Annotated in this window: 15 protein-coding genes; 11 read left to right on the forward strand and 4 right to left on the reverse strand. The window is 44.2% G+C overall.

Features of this window, described 5'->3' with window-relative positions:
- Window positions 1-4 precede the first annotated feature (4 nt).
- Window positions 5-1339, reverse strand: coding sequence for an HD domain-containing protein (locus tag FC51_RS08765; protein WP_057908941.1), 1335 nt, complete (start codon window positions 1337-1339; stop codon window positions 5-7).
- Window positions 1340-1351: 12 nt separating this feature from the next.
- Complete coding sequence (locus FC51_RS08770; RefSeq protein ID WP_057908940.1) at window positions 1352-2179, reverse strand: lipoate--protein ligase family protein; 828 nt, start codon at window positions 2177-2179, stop codon at window positions 1352-1354.
- 162 nt (window positions 2180-2341) lie between these two features.
- Between FC51_RS08770 and FC51_RS08775 the strand changes: the two genes are divergently transcribed.
- The 5 genes from FC51_RS08775 to FC51_RS08795 all read left to right on the forward strand — a co-directional run bounded on the left by FC51_RS08775 (window position 2342) and on the right by FC51_RS08795 (window position 7156).
- Window positions 2342-2776 carry a YwiB family protein gene (locus tag FC51_RS08775; protein WP_057908939.1) on the forward strand — a complete coding sequence of 145 codons (435 nt, stop codon included), beginning with the start codon at window positions 2342-2344 and terminating at the stop codon, window positions 2774-2776.
- A 55-nt stretch (window positions 2777-2831) separates the two neighbouring features.
- Window positions 2832-3449: a DNA-directed RNA polymerase subunit delta gene (gene rpoE / locus FC51_RS08780; RefSeq protein ID WP_057908938.1), complete on the forward strand. Its 618-nt coding sequence runs from the start codon at window positions 2832-2834 to the stop codon at window positions 3447-3449.
- Between the two features lie 160 nt (window positions 3450-3609).
- The gene (locus FC51_RS08785) at window positions 3610-5226 is read left to right on the forward strand and encodes a CTP synthase (RefSeq protein ID WP_057908937.1); all 1617 of its coding nucleotides are present in this window, start codon (window positions 3610-3612) and stop codon (window positions 5224-5226) included.
- Window positions 5227-5522: 296 nt separating this feature from the next.
- Window positions 5523-6806: a UDP-N-acetylglucosamine 1-carboxyvinyltransferase gene (locus FC51_RS08790; RefSeq protein WP_057908936.1), complete on the forward strand. Its 1284-nt coding sequence runs from the start codon at window positions 5523-5525 to the stop codon at window positions 6804-6806.
- Between the two features lie 98 nt (window positions 6807-6904).
- The gene (locus FC51_RS08795) at window positions 6905-7156 is read left to right on the forward strand and encodes a type B 50S ribosomal protein L31 (protein ID WP_057908935.1); all 252 of its coding nucleotides are present in this window, start codon (window positions 6905-6907) and stop codon (window positions 7154-7156) included.
- 130 nt (window positions 7157-7286) lie between these two features.
- Here FC51_RS08795 and FC51_RS08800 read toward each other — a convergent pair whose 3' ends face one another.
- Window positions 7287-8516: a multidrug efflux MFS transporter gene (locus FC51_RS08800; protein ID WP_057908934.1), complete on the reverse strand. Its 1230-nt coding sequence runs from the start codon at window positions 8514-8516 to the stop codon at window positions 7287-7289.
- Window positions 8517-8578: 62 nt separating this feature from the next.
- Between FC51_RS08800 and FC51_RS08805 the strand changes: the two genes are divergently transcribed.
- Window positions 8579-9298, forward strand: coding sequence for a class A sortase (locus FC51_RS08805; protein WP_057908933.1), 720 nt, complete (start codon window positions 8579-8581; stop codon window positions 9296-9298).
- Here FC51_RS08805 and FC51_RS08810 read toward each other — a convergent pair.
- A complete protein-coding gene (locus tag FC51_RS08810; RefSeq protein WP_057908932.1) occupies window positions 9295-9762 on the reverse strand; it encodes a low molecular weight protein-tyrosine-phosphatase in 468 nt (155 codons plus the stop codon). The two genes, FC51_RS08805 and FC51_RS08810, sit on opposite strands and share 4 nt — an antisense overlap.
- 150 nt (window positions 9763-9912) lie before the next feature.
- On the opposite strand from FC51_RS08810, the gene FC51_RS08815 reads away from it, so the two are divergent.
- The 5 genes from FC51_RS08815 (at window position 9913) to alr (ending at window position 15388) form a co-directional block, all read left to right on the forward strand.
- The gene (locus FC51_RS08815) at window positions 9913-10680 is read left to right on the forward strand and encodes a hypothetical protein (protein ID WP_057908931.1); all 768 of its coding nucleotides are present in this window, start codon (window positions 9913-9915) and stop codon (window positions 10678-10680) included.
- Between the two features lie 57 nt (window positions 10681-10737).
- Window positions 10738-12132, forward strand: coding sequence for a UDP-N-acetylmuramoyl-tripeptide--D-alanyl-D-alanine ligase (locus FC51_RS08820; protein WP_057908930.1), 1395 nt, complete (start codon window positions 10738-10740; stop codon window positions 12130-12132).
- A 165-nt stretch (window positions 12133-12297) separates the two neighbouring features.
- Window positions 12298-13812 carry a degradosome RNA helicase CshA gene (cshA, locus tag FC51_RS08825; protein ID WP_057908929.1) on the forward strand — a complete coding sequence of 505 codons (1515 nt, stop codon included), beginning with the start codon at window positions 12298-12300 and terminating at the stop codon, window positions 13810-13812.
- 88 nt (window positions 13813-13900) lie between these two features.
- Window positions 13901-14260, forward strand: a complete 360-nt coding sequence (gene acpS / locus FC51_RS08830; protein ID WP_057908928.1) for a holo-ACP synthase — start codon at window positions 13901-13903, stop codon at window positions 14258-14260.
- A gap of 3 nt (window positions 14261-14263) precedes the next feature.
- A complete protein-coding gene (gene alr / locus FC51_RS08835) occupies window positions 14264-15388 on the forward strand; it encodes an alanine racemase (RefSeq protein WP_057908927.1) in 1125 nt (374 codons plus the stop codon).

The following is a 15388-nucleotide window of genomic DNA, read 5'->3' on the forward strand; positions in this document are numbered from 1 at the left end:
TTGATTATTTAATGAGTTTGTCATTGCGAATATGGCGGTTAAATTCGTCATATTCCGGTTGAAACAAGTCGACATTTTCATCCGGTTTGAGAATTTCTCGTGGGAAAAAGAAACGGTTATCACCGGTTTGCTTGTCGGAAATGGCCCGAACCAGTGGGCTGACCGATGAAAGGGAGACCAGGGTGCCGTCTTCCTGCATCAAATGGATCTGTTTTTTATCAGCCTGATAGGCATCGTAGGGCAGATCAAAACTGTTGTCCGTTGCCGTGTAGTAATCCGGGTTAAATCCTGACTGTTCGATTATCTCACGCAATCTGGGGAGTAGGTCAACCGTTGTTTTGTCATATTTAACTGATTTTAAGGGTTTACGGTCAATAAACCGGCTGGCTAAATTACTGAGGATGTCGTCAGGGTAGCGTTTCCAGTGGATAAAGTAGGTGTTTAAGACCCCATCGTCCAATTGGAGATAATCATCTAAATTGAAATCACCTTTGAAGAAGGGCAACAGCAGGTAAGGCGTCTGCTGATCGGATTGAACTTCCGAACTGAAGATCAGCTTGGCCCGCTTCAACAAGCGGTTTAAAATCACTTCCATCGACCGTGAGACTGGGTGAAAATAAACCTGCTGATACATTTGAAAGCGACTGACGATGTAGTCTTCAACGGCGTGCATGCCGTTCATTTCAAAGCAAATGCCGTCTTGATAAGGGCGCATGACCTCTAAAATTCGCGACAAGTCAAAGGTGCCGTACTTAACGCCAGTGTTATAAGCGTCTCGCAACAGATAATCCATCCGGTCGGCGTCTAATTGACTGGAAATCATCTCAACCACTTGCTTGTTGGGATAAGTCTTATTAATCACACTGGCAACCTTTTCCGGAAAGTCGGGACTGACCCTTCGTAAAACCTGGTTAATTTCCGTTGTGGGCGAAGTTATGATCGCTTGGGTAATCTGTTCATGATTGGTGCCAAAGATGTGCTCAAAGGTGTGTGAGTACGCTCCATGGCCAACGTCGTGCAAGAGTGCCGCGCACAATGCCACCATTTTTTCGGAATCGTCCCACAGGCCATCGCCAGGATGCTTGGAAGGGAAGTTTTTCTGAAAAGACTCGATGATCCGCCGGGCAATTTCGTATACCCCAACCGAATGAGAGAACCGGGAATGTTCCGCACCGTGAAAAATCAGCGAAGTGGTCCCCAACTGGTGAACGCGACGCAGACGTTGAAATTCCGAGGTGTTGATTAAATCCAAAATCACTTGATATTTAACATAGACATAGTTATGAACCGGATCTCGAAAGACCTTTTCACGTTTTAATTGTTGATGTGCGTAATCCAAAAAATTGCCTCCTTAGACAATTGGTAATTGAGCGTTTCTCAATTGAATTTTTCGTAACTGCTTTTGTCGTTCCGCTGTGAATTCCTGCGAGATTAATAAATCCGATCCCGAAGTCACGTCAACGTCGATATTTTGTTGATTGATGCTTTCTAAAAACTTGTGTTCAACGTCTGATCGGGTAATATCGGAGAATCCCAGTTGTTGAACCGTTGTCATCGACGTTTTGTCAACTTTTGGGAAGGTCCAGCGGGATTGACTATAGGCATCCGCCTCGTTATAGAATTCAGCAACTGTTTCGCTGCGACCGTCCTGATCGCCATTAACGCTCAGGTATAACATTAACACCAGCGCGTTTGTGGTCCGCCGTTGGGCAATCCCGGCAATCTTTTGGCCATTGACCGACAAATCGTATTTGCCCGGACAATAGGAATTCGTGACCTCATAGCTTTGAATGTCGAGCTGTGGAAAGGACATGCTGATTAAGCCCTTGATAATCTCGTATGCTTGGTCGATGGAATAGGCTGTATCCGGCTGGGGGATGAATAAGGAGATATTCAAAATCCCTGGATCACTCACGACGGCCAGTCCACCTGAGTTTCTTAAAAAATAATCATAGTGATTGCTAATGAGACTTCTAAGGCCATCAGGGAGTTTTGGCAGGTGACGATCGTTGATCCCTAAAATGAGCGTTGCTTCCTCAGTTGTCCAAAAATGAACGAACGGTTGAAGGTTGCGATCACATATTTCGAGCAGGGCATTGGTGTCTGCGAAGGCATCTAATTTGTTACTTTTAGAATAGAGTTGATTGATGACCGTTATCGGCACGTTTGTAAATGACATTTTCATTCTCCATTTCTTAAAATAAACAATCAAATTAATTATAACAGACGGCCAATCATAAATAAGAAAAGTTGCATCATTTCAACGAGATGACTTTAGTGCAAAAACGGGTCGTTGGATATATAATAAATTAGTTAGAACAGATTATAAAGAAGGTGTATTATGGATAATTTAGCAACGGGGGTTCCGGTACAAATTCACTTGGAAACCAACATTTTGCAAGAAGGACAACGTTCAAATTTTGTCTTTGATGTCGTCGGCCAGCTGGTGCGAGTTGGAACCAGCATTTACATTCGTTATAACGAAGATGCTGATGAGGGACCGGTACCGGTTACCATTAAAATTTCTGATGACGGCAACATTAAGCTCACACGTTCGGGAGAAAATCGGCTGCAGTTGATTTTTAGCGACGGTAAGCGGATTGCTGCCCGTTATCGGACACCTTATGGGATGATGGACGTTCAAACCGTGACGTCAGCGCTTGATACGGAGATTTTGAGTTCACCGTTGCGCGGCAATGTCGGCGTCGATTATTTACTTTACGCAGGCGATCAATTACTCGGTAAATACAATATTCGATTGCAATTTACAATTTAATCGAGTATAGTGATTTTTAGACTGTTGTTAGACTGTTGAAAGGACGTGTACCAGTTTGGAATTAGAAGTCTTTAAAGGCCAAAACAAAAATGAACTATCGATGATCGAGGTCGCACACGCAATCTTGGCAAAACGTGGGGACACCATGCCATTTGCTGATTTAGCCAATGCGGTCCAGGAGTATTTAGGCGATAGTAACAAAGAAATTCGTGACCGTTTGTCGCAATTTTATACTGATTTGAACATTGATGGCAGCTTTATTTCTCTTGGTGACAATCTTTGGGGCTTACGAACTTGGTACCCTTATGAATCCATTGATGAAGCAACTGTCCATACAGAAGAAGACGAAGATCGGCCAAAGCGCAAAAAGCGCCGTAAGGTTAATGCCTTTCTTGCCGATGCTTCTGACGATGACGATGTCATTGATTACGATGATGATGATCCAGAAGATCAAGACGACGATGATTTTGAAGACGAACCTGAAGATGATGAAGACTCAGATGATGAAGCAGAAGATCTGGGTAAATATAACAAGGATCTTCAAGACATCGATTCCGATGATACCGATGACGATGACTTACCGGACGGAATTGAAGGTCAGTTGAACGAGTTGAATGATGACGATTCATTAGACGATGATGACGATGACTTCAATTCAAAAGACGACCATTAGTTCTTGACTAATAATTAAAAAGTATGTATTATATTTTTTGGGCTCCTTGAGTTTCAAGGACATCTGAACGATGATTAAATTGTTCCCTATTCACTTTTTGGATAGGGATTTTTTTATTTGTGAATTCCCCGGCTAACTATCAAGAGGAGAGGATTATATAATGACCAAATATATTTTTGTAACTGGTGGCGTTGTTTCTTCCTTAGGAAAAGGAATCGTTGCAGCATCACTAGGCCGACTATTGAAAAATCGTGGGTTAAACGTCACGATCCAAAAGTTTGATCCATATATCAACGTCGACCCAGGCACGATGAATCCCTACCAACACGGAGAGGTTTTTGTCACAAATGATGGCACTGAAACCGATCTGGATCTTGGCCATTATGAACGGTTTATTGATAATAACCTGAATAAATACTCCAATGTCACCACTGGTAAGATTTACGATGAAGTTTTACGAAAAGAACGTCATGGTGATTATCTTGGCGCCACTGTTCAAGTAATTCCTCACATTACGGGAATGATCAAGGAAAAGATTATGAGAGCCGCCAAAGTTTCCGATGCCGAAATCGTGATTACCGAAATTGGTGGAACTGTTGGTGATATTGAATCACTGCCATTTTTGGAAGCAATTCGGCAAATGAAGACCGAAGTCGGCGATGAGAACGTCTTTTACATCCATACGACCTTGATTCCTTACCTCCGAGCTGCCGGCGAAATGAAGACCAAGCCAACCCAACACAGTGTTAAAGAGCTGCGGGGATTGGGAATTCAACCAAACTTGTTGGTTGTTCGTTCTGAAAAGCCAATTACCGACTCAATGCGTAAGAAAATCTCATTGTTCTGTGACGTTAAGCCACAGGCGGTTGTTGAATCTCTTGACGTGCCAACCCTGTACACGATTCCATTGAATTTACAAAAGCAGGGAATGGATCAACAAATCCTCGACCACTTTGGCATTACAAAGCCAGTCGCCGATATGAACGAGTGGAAGCAATTGGAACATCACGTTCAACATTTAAAGCGGACCATCCACATTACGTTGGTTGGAAAGTACGTTGGCTTACAAGACGCCTATATTTCCGTTGCCGAGGCGCTCAAACATGCCGGCTACGTGGTAGATGCCGATATCGACTTGGAAATGCTTGATTCAGAAAAAATTACCCCGGATAACGTTTCCGAATTGCTTGCGCCGGCTGATGGCATTATTGTGCCAGGCGGATTTGGCGATCGTGGTATTGAAGGGATGATTACGGCCATCAAGTATGCCCGTGAAAAGGATGTTCCATATTTGGGCGTCTGCCTTGGCATGCAGATGGCGTGTGTCGAATTTGCTCGTGACGTCCTAGGTCACCCAGATGCTAATTCAACTGAAATGAACCCACGGACCAAGCACAACGTGATCGATCTGATGGCTGACCAGGAAGATGTTCATGATATGGGAGGCACGCAACGATTGGGTGCTTATCCATGCAAGTTGAAGCCGGGTACTGTTGCTGCAAAAGCCTACGATAATGCTGACGTGATTTCAGAACGTCACCGTCACCGTTATGAATTTAACAATGCGTACCGTGACGCTATGGAGAAAAATGGGATGGTTATCTCAGGAACATCTCCAGACAATCACTTGGTTGAAGTGGTTGAAATTCCGAAGAACCGTTTCTTCGTTGGTTCACAGTATCACCCAGAGTTCATTTCTCGTCCTAACCGACCAGAAGGGTTGTTCAAAGACTTTGTCGCTGCAGCCAATGATTTATATCTTGAAAAAAATAACTAACCAAAAATCGCAAGGCGAGGTTGGGGCAAAAGTGTCGACTTTTGACTCGGCCCCGCCTTTTTTGATGCCATAAGACGAGCCGATATTTGTTCTACACTCTTCTTGTAACAATCGTTGGTGTTGACTGCCATGTGAAGCTTTCTTGCATGCGGTGGCCCGATTGGTTGTACTTAACAATTGTTTTAATTGTTACAAATTGTATAATTCAAGCAGAGGTCTTGTATTTTGCAGCTATTTTGGATAATATATTTCTTGACATGAAAAATGTGCGAATACACAAAGTGAGGAAAGTTTCGATGAGTAAATTAATCATAGATGGAGGCAAACGGCTATCCGGAGAGATCTCGATCGGCGGTGCTAAAAATAGCACAGTTGCCCTGATTCCCGCAGCAATTTTGGCGGATACACCCGTTAGATTCGACTCTGTCCCAGACATTTTAGATGTTCACAATTTAATGCTAATTTTAAAGTCCATGAACGTTTCGTCTGAGTTTAAGGGCGATGTCCTAACGATTGATCCAACCAATATTGTTGAAGCGCCATTGCCCAGCAAAGCAATTAAGAGTTTGCGGGCATCCTATTATTTTATGGGCGCACTTTTGGGTCGATTTCAACGGGCAACTGTGAGCTTTCCCGGTGGTGATAATATCGGGCCGCGGCCAATTGATCAACATATCAAGGCCTTTAAAGCTTTGGGTGCCGAAGTCAGTGAGCACGACGGAACGGTGACCATCAAAACGGGGCCGGACGGTCTTCATGGGGCGCAAATCTTTTTAGATATCGTTTCAGTTGGTGCGACCATCAACACCATTCTGGCGTCCGTTAAAGCACCGGGGACGACTGTGATTGGCAATGCTGCCAAGGAACCGGAAATCATTGATATTGCCACTTTCTTGAACAACATGGGCGCAAATATCAGAGGAGCCGGAACTGACGTTATCCGTATCGAAGGCGTCCCAACCCTTCAGGCTCGAAATACCCATACTATTATTCCCGATAGAATCGAAGCCGGAACTTATCTCTCACTTGCTGCCGCAGTTGGCGATGGCATTTTAATTACCAACATCATTCCAGAACATCTGGAAGCGTTTGTTGCCAAATTAGAGGAAATGGGCTGTGACCTAACCGTTTATGAAGATAGTATTTACGTTGGGCCATCGCATCATCTTAAACCAATTCGAATCAAAGTAATGCCGTATCCCGGCTTTGCGACAGATCTTCAGCAGCCTCTGACACCTCTATTATTTAAGGCCGATGGCAGAAGCGTCATTATCGATACGATTTATCCAAAACGCATTAAGCATATTACCGAATTAAATAAACTCGGCGGCAAAATTAAGTCAGAGGATACTGATGAAGGCATTATTGTCGTTGATCACTCCCCTAAACTGACCGGCGCCAAAGTTCAGGCAGGGGAAATCCGAGCCGGCGCTTCGCTGGTTATTGCCGGTTTGATGGCAGATGGGACGACTGAAATTTGTCACGCGGATAACATTCTTCGGGGCTACGGCAACATCGTCGACAAGCTTCGAGGCGTTGGCGCAGACGTCACATTAGAAGTTGAAGAAAGAGTCAATTGATGATTGATTGACTAATTAATTTATGGTACACTAACAAAGTTGACTAATCGATAATCTCTGGGTCATCAGATTGATTCAGGGCAAAGGAGCGATATATAATGAAAAAAGGAATTCATCCAGCATATCAACAAGTTGTATTTCAAGATTCATCTACCGGGTTCAAGTTTATCTCAGGATCAACTAAGACCTCAGACGAAACAATCAAGATGGACGATGGCAACACATACCCATTGATTCGTGTTGAAATTTCATCTGATTCACATCCATTCTACACTGGTAAGCAAAAGTTTACTCAAGCAGATGGTGCCGTAGATCGTTTCAACAAGAAATACGGACTTACAGACAAATAACTATTTTCAAAAGAGCGGGGAACTTAATTGTTCCGCGCTTTTTTTATTTTAAAAAGCAAGAGCTGGACAAATCTGTTTGATTGTCCAACTCTTGCTTAACGTTAAATGGTACGATATAAAAGTGATTTTATTAGTCTATATTCATCCGGCGGGCCTTTCTCATACTGCGGGTGTGATTGAAGACTAGAGTCAAATTGATGACCACAAGAACGGCGGTTGAAATGAAGACACCAGCGTAGTCAAACGATGTCGCGACCACGGAGCCAATCATTGGGCCGGCGACATTTCCCATCGCTTGGAAGGATTGATTCCAGCTAAACACCCGTCCAGTTACGTGGGGTGGCGTATTTTTCGCCAGAATCGATTGGACGGCGGGAAGCATTGATGCGTTGGCAATTCCGATCAGAAAGCGCAACCCAATCAGTTCCCAGACGTTTGTCACAAACGCCATTGGCACGTAGACCAGGATTGCAAACACAAAGCCAATGATTAAAATGCGGTCGGCACCTATCCGGTCTCCTAAACGGCCGAGAGCGGGGGCAGCAGCCAATGTTGCAATTCCGGGTACCGCAGCGACGATTCCGCTATAAAACGTCGTCGTCGGGCTGTTATGCATGATTTGACGGACATATAATGCTAAAATTGGGACGATAGAGTTATTAGCGGCTTGAATGATCATCGTGGTGATGAACATACCAAAGACTAATTTCGCATTTCCCAACTCGGTGATGACCCCTTTGGTATCGAGCATTTTCGATTTGGCGACGGGCTTGAAATCTTCATGAACCAAGAATGCCGTGATCAAAAAGACGCCAATAAATAAAATACCGGTGATGAAAAACGTGACCCGATAACTGAATAACGAGGCCAACGTGCCACCTAGCAGAGGTCCAAGCAGCGCGCCCGAAACGTTTCCGGTAACCAGTGTTCCCAATGCCTGTCCACTGCGGCGTTTTGGAACCTGGGTGGCAATCAGGGCGTTGGCATTACTAATATATCCTGAGAAGACACCTTGCAGTAGGCGCAGTCCAATGAGCTGCCAGACGTTGGTGACAAGCCCCATTAAAATGAAGACCACCGCCATTCCGGCTGAGGCCCTGATTAACATGAGTTTTCGTCCGGTCCGGTCTGCTAATTTTCCCCAAAGAGGAGAGGCGATGGCGGTTACCAAGTAGCTGGCTGCAAACGCCAGGCCACTGTATAGGCTTAATTCATCGTGGGAAAAGCGTCCCAGCGAATCGACGTAAAGTGACAGAAATGGCATGATTTCACTAAAACCAATTCCTGCCATGAAGGTTCCAAACCAAAGAACGGCTAAATTGCGCCGCCAGGAATTAGGACCAACTTGTTTGGTTGACAATGAGGTTCCTCCTTTATAGATTTCAAAATTAGATGATTCATTCAATTACGGTGGAGGTATTTATGAAAACAGGACTCCTGAAAAAAATCGTGATCAACGTGATTTTTGCGTTGCTGGTCATTGTAGCACTCGGGATGATTTTTAACCGACCAATTAAAAATACGATTATTAAATCGTATGATCCAAAAGTCACCCGCCAAACAGTGACCCAGACTGAGAAGCGGCAAAAAGCGGACAGCAAGCGCCATAAACAAAATGTCAGCTATAATTTCAAAAAAGTAAAATCGTTGGACTTTCAAACTGCCGCGCGGGCGAGAATGAATACTGACAAAATTGAAGTCATTGGTGAAATTCTTGTCCCAAACGCCGGCATTCACCTACCAATCGGCTTAGGCGTTGCCAACTCAACCTTGGCACTGGCAGCTGGAACCATGCGCCCGGATCAACGAATGGGGAAAGGAAACTATCCACTTGCCGGCCATCACATGGTGAACCGTCACGTCTTATTTGGCCCGTTATACTTTAAAACCCGGGTTGGGGACAAAGTCTACCTCAGTGATCTCAAGCACGTTTATCAATATCAAGTCTACCGGCGTGAATTTATTGCCGCGACTCGAGTGGATGTTGTCCGCCAAACCAAGCGCTCAATTGTGACGTTGATCACCTGTGACGCGACTGGTGCCGGTCGGTTAATGATTCGGGGGAAACTTCAAAAAAGTTATTTACTCAATCAAGCCTCACCCAAAATAAAACGAGCCTTATTGGGGCCCGTCAACAGTTAGTCTAGTTGTGCTTTAATTTTATCCAACCATTTTGGCAGGGTTTCCGACAGTTGCCGGTATGTTCGATCGAATTTGTGATCAAACCAAGGATCCGGAATATCAGTTCCTTCCTTGCCAGGAATAATATTATAGCAAAGAAAAATCTTTCGTCGATCCGCAAACGGGGCCATCTGGTTGAGATAATAGATGTTTTGATTATCCATGCCGATGATGTAATCCGATTGGTCAAATTCCGCTTTGGTGATTGGCTGAGACGTTTTGTTGCCGACGGAAAGACCATGCTTGGCCAACTCGGCAATCGCCCCGGGGTGGGGTGGATTTCCCTGTTCTTCGACACTGATGGCAGCAGAAGAAACGTGAATTTTATTTTGTAAATTGTCGTCTTGAACCATCTTTTTGAACATGACTTCCGCCATTGGAGACCGGCAGATGTTGCCAAGACAGACAAATAAGACATTCGTCATATTAATAACCTCACACTATCGTTACGTTAACAATAATGTTACCAATGAATTGGTAAAAGGGCAAACTAATACATTTCTGATTTAATTTTAAGACATATATTGTCTGGGGTAGTACAATAAATTTAGATATAAATATGGGGTAATAAAACAATGAAGGGCAATTTGATTTTCATAAATACGAATCCGATTTCCAACATGATTCTCTCATCGGGGATCACTGCGGCTGATTTTATTAACGGCTTGGATGAATTGCCACAAAACATCATTTTATTAAACAATGATCAACAAGCTGCCAATGGGTATAATTCTCATTCTAAGTTTAACTTAATTGCCGGAACCGGAGAGATTCGCACCTATTTACTCAAGAATCCGGACCAAAAAAAGAAATTCATTGATTTTGACTCGGAAGATTCCGTTAACAATCTTTCTCCGTTTGAAATTGCGGAGCTTCTTTATTTGGCGCACATGGGAACACCGATGGGCCGACCATTTTCGTCGAAATTAAACAACCACTATATCTACCTTAGCCAAGACAACGGCACAATTCGGTCGTACTACCGACGCTTTTCTGATTTTAATCACGTTTTAGAAATTGCGATCAAACGTAATTTACGAGAAACCCACAATACACTCCGGGTTTTTCTGCGGCCCTTTTCAATTAAAGATATCGACCGGGAAATTTTGCTTGATCTGATTACCAAGTCTAACGATGGGCTCTTCATTTCATTTGGTGCCTTACGGGAGCGGACTCGAACCTATCATATTCCCCTTCGAATTTTGAAGGATCCGGATAAAGTTTCGATTATTCTTCGAACTGATACTGTTGACGAAAATACCGTCTATGCGGGTGATTTAAGTTATAATCTGCAAACATCAAAATGGGATTTAAAATGGCAGGAACAAACGGCGGGTGTTTAGCCGTTTGTTTTTTTGTTATAATTGAAGAACACTATTTTATAATTGGAGCGCAAATAAATGAAAATGACGATTGGCGAGATTGCAAAGGCAATTAATGCCAACATAGATAATTTCAATGATCAGTTACTGAATCGACCAGTCACGGGGGTTTGTTTCGATACCCGCAAGATGCAGGCGGGACAATTATTTATCCCTCTGGCAGGTGAACACGATGGCCATGACTACATCGACAATGCAATACTTGGTGGGGCGGTCGCCACGCTTTGGTCAAAGGAACACGTTGACCGGCTACCGCTGAAAATTCCGGCCTTGGTGGTTGATGACCCCTTAGCGGCCTTTCAAGAACTCAGCCAGTATTATCTGGATAAAATTAATCCGCGAGTGATTGCCGTGACCGGCAGCAACGGAAAAACAACCACTAAAGATATGGTGGCTGCCATTCTTTCAAGTACATTTCACGTCACGAAAACCCATGATAATTTTAATAATGAAATTGGCGTCCCGTATACAATTCTGCAAATGGAATCCAATACGGAATTTTTGGTTGTTGAGATGGGGATGGATCGTCCCGGACAACTTGATTTCTTATCCAAATTAGCGCAGCCCGACGTTGCGATCATCACCATGATTGGCGAAGCGCACATTGAGTTTTTTGGGACGCGCGATAAAATTGCCGATGCTAAAATGGAAATCACCCATGGATTAAAGGCCGATGGGTATTTTGTGTACGATGGCGATGAGCCGCTGCTACGGCAACGTGCGGAGACGGTCGATGTTGCACAATCAACCTTTGGCAGAAATCCCCAAAATGATGTTTATGCACTTGATTCACAGGACGGGCAATACGCGACCGAGTTTCATGTCAATCTGTGGCCGGAGATTTCCTTTACGATCCCAATGATGGGGGATTATAACGTGAATAATGCCTTGGCAGCGATTTCGGTTGGCCGAATCTTTCAAATTCATCCAACCATTATGCAGCAAAAGCTAGCGAAATTTGATTTGACTAAGAATCGAACGGAGTGGCTGACAGGCAAAAAGGGCGAACGGATTTTAAGCGACGTCTATAATTCCAATCCAACGGCTGCTAAAGAGGTTTTAAGGGCGTTCAAGGCCACTGAGACAAATGGTCGGCGAATTGCTGTGTTGGGCGACATGCTGGAGCTTGGCGACCACTCGGAGGAAATGCACGCCTCTTTGGCGGATAGTATCGATCCGGCACTGATTTCGGTGATTTATTTGATTGGCGACGATATGCGTGCGTTGTATACTAAGTTAAAGCCGGTTTTTGCCCCAGAGAATCTGCATTATTACCGTGCGGATCAGCTGGATCAGCTGAGCCAAGACCTCGAGTCCGACTTAACGCCGGACGATGAAGTGATGCTCAAGGCAAGTCATGGCTTGCATCTTGAAAATGTTGTCGCCAAGTTGGTTGCTAAACCGACGAAGTGACAAGTTTGCCCGTTTGACTTGCTTAATGTTAAATGACGGTGTAAACTAAAAAGGTTATTTTGTAATAAATGATTGTAGGTCAAGTGGCCAACGCATTCCGGGAAACGGATTTTTCCCCAGTTGGTCGCGGAACCTTGATTGTTTCAAATTTAGGAGGAAACATATTTGAAGTTTAGTGAATTAGGATTATCAGACCACTTACTAACAGCTATTTCCAACAGTGGTTTTGAAGAAGCAACGCCAATCCAGGCTGAAACCATCCCAATGGTCCTTAAGGGTCAGGATGTTATCGGTCAAGCTCAAACCGGAACTGGAAAGACCGCCGCATTTGGTTTACCAATCTTACAGAAGATTGATTTTGACAACCCAAATGTTCAAGCTCTGATTATTTCACCAACCAGAGAGCTGGCCATCCAGACACAAGAAGAAATCTATCGATTAGGAAAAGATGAAAAGGCTAAAGTCCAAGTTGTTTATGGTGGTGCAGATATTCGCCGTCAAATCAACGCTTTGAAGGGCCACCCACAGATTGTGGTTGGAACTCCCGGCCGAATTCTTGATCATATTAGACGTCATACTTTAAAGTTAGAGCACGTTAAGACATTAGTTTTAGATGAAGCAGATGAAATGTTAAACATGGGCTTCCTTGATGATATTGAAGATATCATTAAGCAAACGCCTAAAGAACGTCAGACTTTGCTGTTCTCAGCTACCATGCCTGCTCAAATCAAGCGGGTTGGGGTTCAGTTTATGAACGATCCTCAACAAGTCACCATTAAAGCTAAGGAACTGACCACTGATTTAATCGATCAGTACTACGTTCGTGTCAAAGAATACGAGAAGTTCGATACGATGACTCGGTTCTTCGATGTTCAAGATCCTGAAGTCACAATCGTCTTCTGTCGGACTAAGCGCCGGGTTGATGAAGTTTCCAAGGGTCTGGAAGCACGTGGCTACAAAGCAGCTGGGCTTCACGGCGATTTGACGCAAGCTCGTCGAACTCAAATCATGCAGGAATTCAAAGCTGGCAAGATTGATATCTTGGTTGCAACCGATGTGGCTGCCCGTGGAATTGATATTTCCGGTGTGACCCATGTTTACAACTACGATATTCCTCAAGATCCTGATGGTTATGTCCATCGTGTAGGTCGTACCGGCCGTGCCGGTAAGCATGGTGTTTCAATCACCTTTGCAACGCCAAACGAAATGGATTACCTTCGAGAAATCGAAAAATTAACCAAGGTGCGGATGCTGCCTTTGAAGCCACCAACGATTCAAGAAGCCTTTGTGGGTCAATTGAATTCAGCTGAATCAGATATTGCCGACTTAATTAAGAAGACAAATACTGATAAGTACGAAAAGATGGCTGACAAGCTGCTTGAAGAGTACGAAGCAACCGATTTGGTTGCCGCATTGTTGAACGATATTACCCGTGACAATGTGAAGGTTAAGATTACGCCAGAACGCCCATTATCACGTCATCATGGTGGTGGCCATCGAAACGATCGTCGCGGTGGCGGTCATGGTGGTCATTACAAGGGTTCTAAGAATCGTCGTAATGGCGATCGGAATTCAAGCCATAACCGTGGTCATTATGAAGGATCAAATGATCGTAAGCATAGTGATAAGCGCTCAGGCAGCAATAACAAGAAGCGACGTTTTACCATCAAAAATAGTTAATAATTATTTAGGATTGTCTCTCGTTGAGACAATCCTTTTTATTTTGTGGTACGATTGTCCTATCTTTTTGGTTTGCGAGGGATTATAAATGATTGCAGGAATTGGGATTGATGTAACGGATATCAGAAGAGTTGTTGCTGCAGTTGAGCGCAACGAACACTTTACCAAACGTATCCTGACTGATGATGAAATGACCCAGCTTGCCCAGTTGTCTGATAAACGTCGTTTTGAATACATTTCCGGGCGCTTTTCGGCAAAGGAAGCATATTCCAAAGCCTATGGTTCAGGTTTGGGGTCACAGGTTAGATTTCATGATTTATGTATTGTTAACAACGAAAATGGCAAACCATATTTTTCCAAACAGCCATTTGACGGCAACGCATTTGTATCGATTTCACATACCGATGACATTGTTGTTACCCAAGTTATTCTAGAGAATCGGGGTTAGTTCATGACAGTCGGAAATTTACGAAATGCACAATTGGTGATTGATTTAAACGCACTGTATTCAAATATCAAAAATGCCAAAGACCGTTTGGAGAACGGAACCGAATTATTTCAGGTGGTTAAAGCCGACGGGTATGGTCATGGGGCTGTTCAAGTTGCCCGAACTGCTGAAAAAGCCGGTGCGACCGGATTTTGTGTGGCCATTTTGGATGAAGCTTTGGAACTGCGACATGCGGGGCTGACTCAGCCGATCTTAGTGTTGGGGATTACCGACCCTGAAGTAGCCGTAATTGCCGCTCAAAATAACATCTCACTGACGGTCGGTTCAACGGATTGGATTGAAAAGGCCGCCCATCTTTTAAAAGCTGCCGATCATCAGTCCGTTTTGAAGATTCATTTGGCTTTGGATACCGGAATGGGTCGGATCGGATTTCAGACACCTGACGAGCTTAAAGAAGCACTTTCACTACTTAAGGCCAATTCGGATGTCTTATTGTTTGAGGGAATCTTCACCCATTTTGCAACCGCTGATAGTCCGGATGACGACTATTTCAAGTTCCAGTATCAAAATTTCAAAGACTTCATGTCAGTTGTCGACAAGCGGCCCCGGTACGTTCATGTGGCTAATTCTGCAACGAGTTTATGGCATCAAGTGTGTGACGGTAATATGATTCGTTACGGCATCTCTGCATACGGCCTGAACCCCTCGGGTCGAGAAATTACGAAGCTGCCATATGCACTTCAACCGGCGTTGTCGTTAACGACAGAACTCACCTTTTCAAAATTAGTCAAAAAGGGTCGCTCAATTGGTTACGGTGCGACGTATACCGCAGACTCCGATCAATGGATTGGGACGATTCCGGTTGGCTATGCTGACGGAATCCCCCGTGCGATGCAGGGCTTTTCTGTGTTGGTCGATGGCAACTTTTGTCCAATTGTTGGCCGCGTTTGTATGGACCAACTCATGATTCGCCTCCCCAAGCAATATGAGTATGGCACTCAGGTGACGATTATTGGCAAGTCCGGGTCAGCATCAATTTCGGCTGACGATGTGGCTGATTACCTCAACACCATTAGTTATGAGGTCATTTGTGGGTTCAGTTCGCGATTACGGCGAAAATATGTATGA

Source organism: Lentilactobacillus parabuchneri DSM 5707 = NBRC 107865 (assembly GCF_001435315.1).
GTDB lineage: Bacteria > Bacillota > Bacilli > Lactobacillales > Lactobacillaceae > Lentilactobacillus > Lentilactobacillus parabuchneri.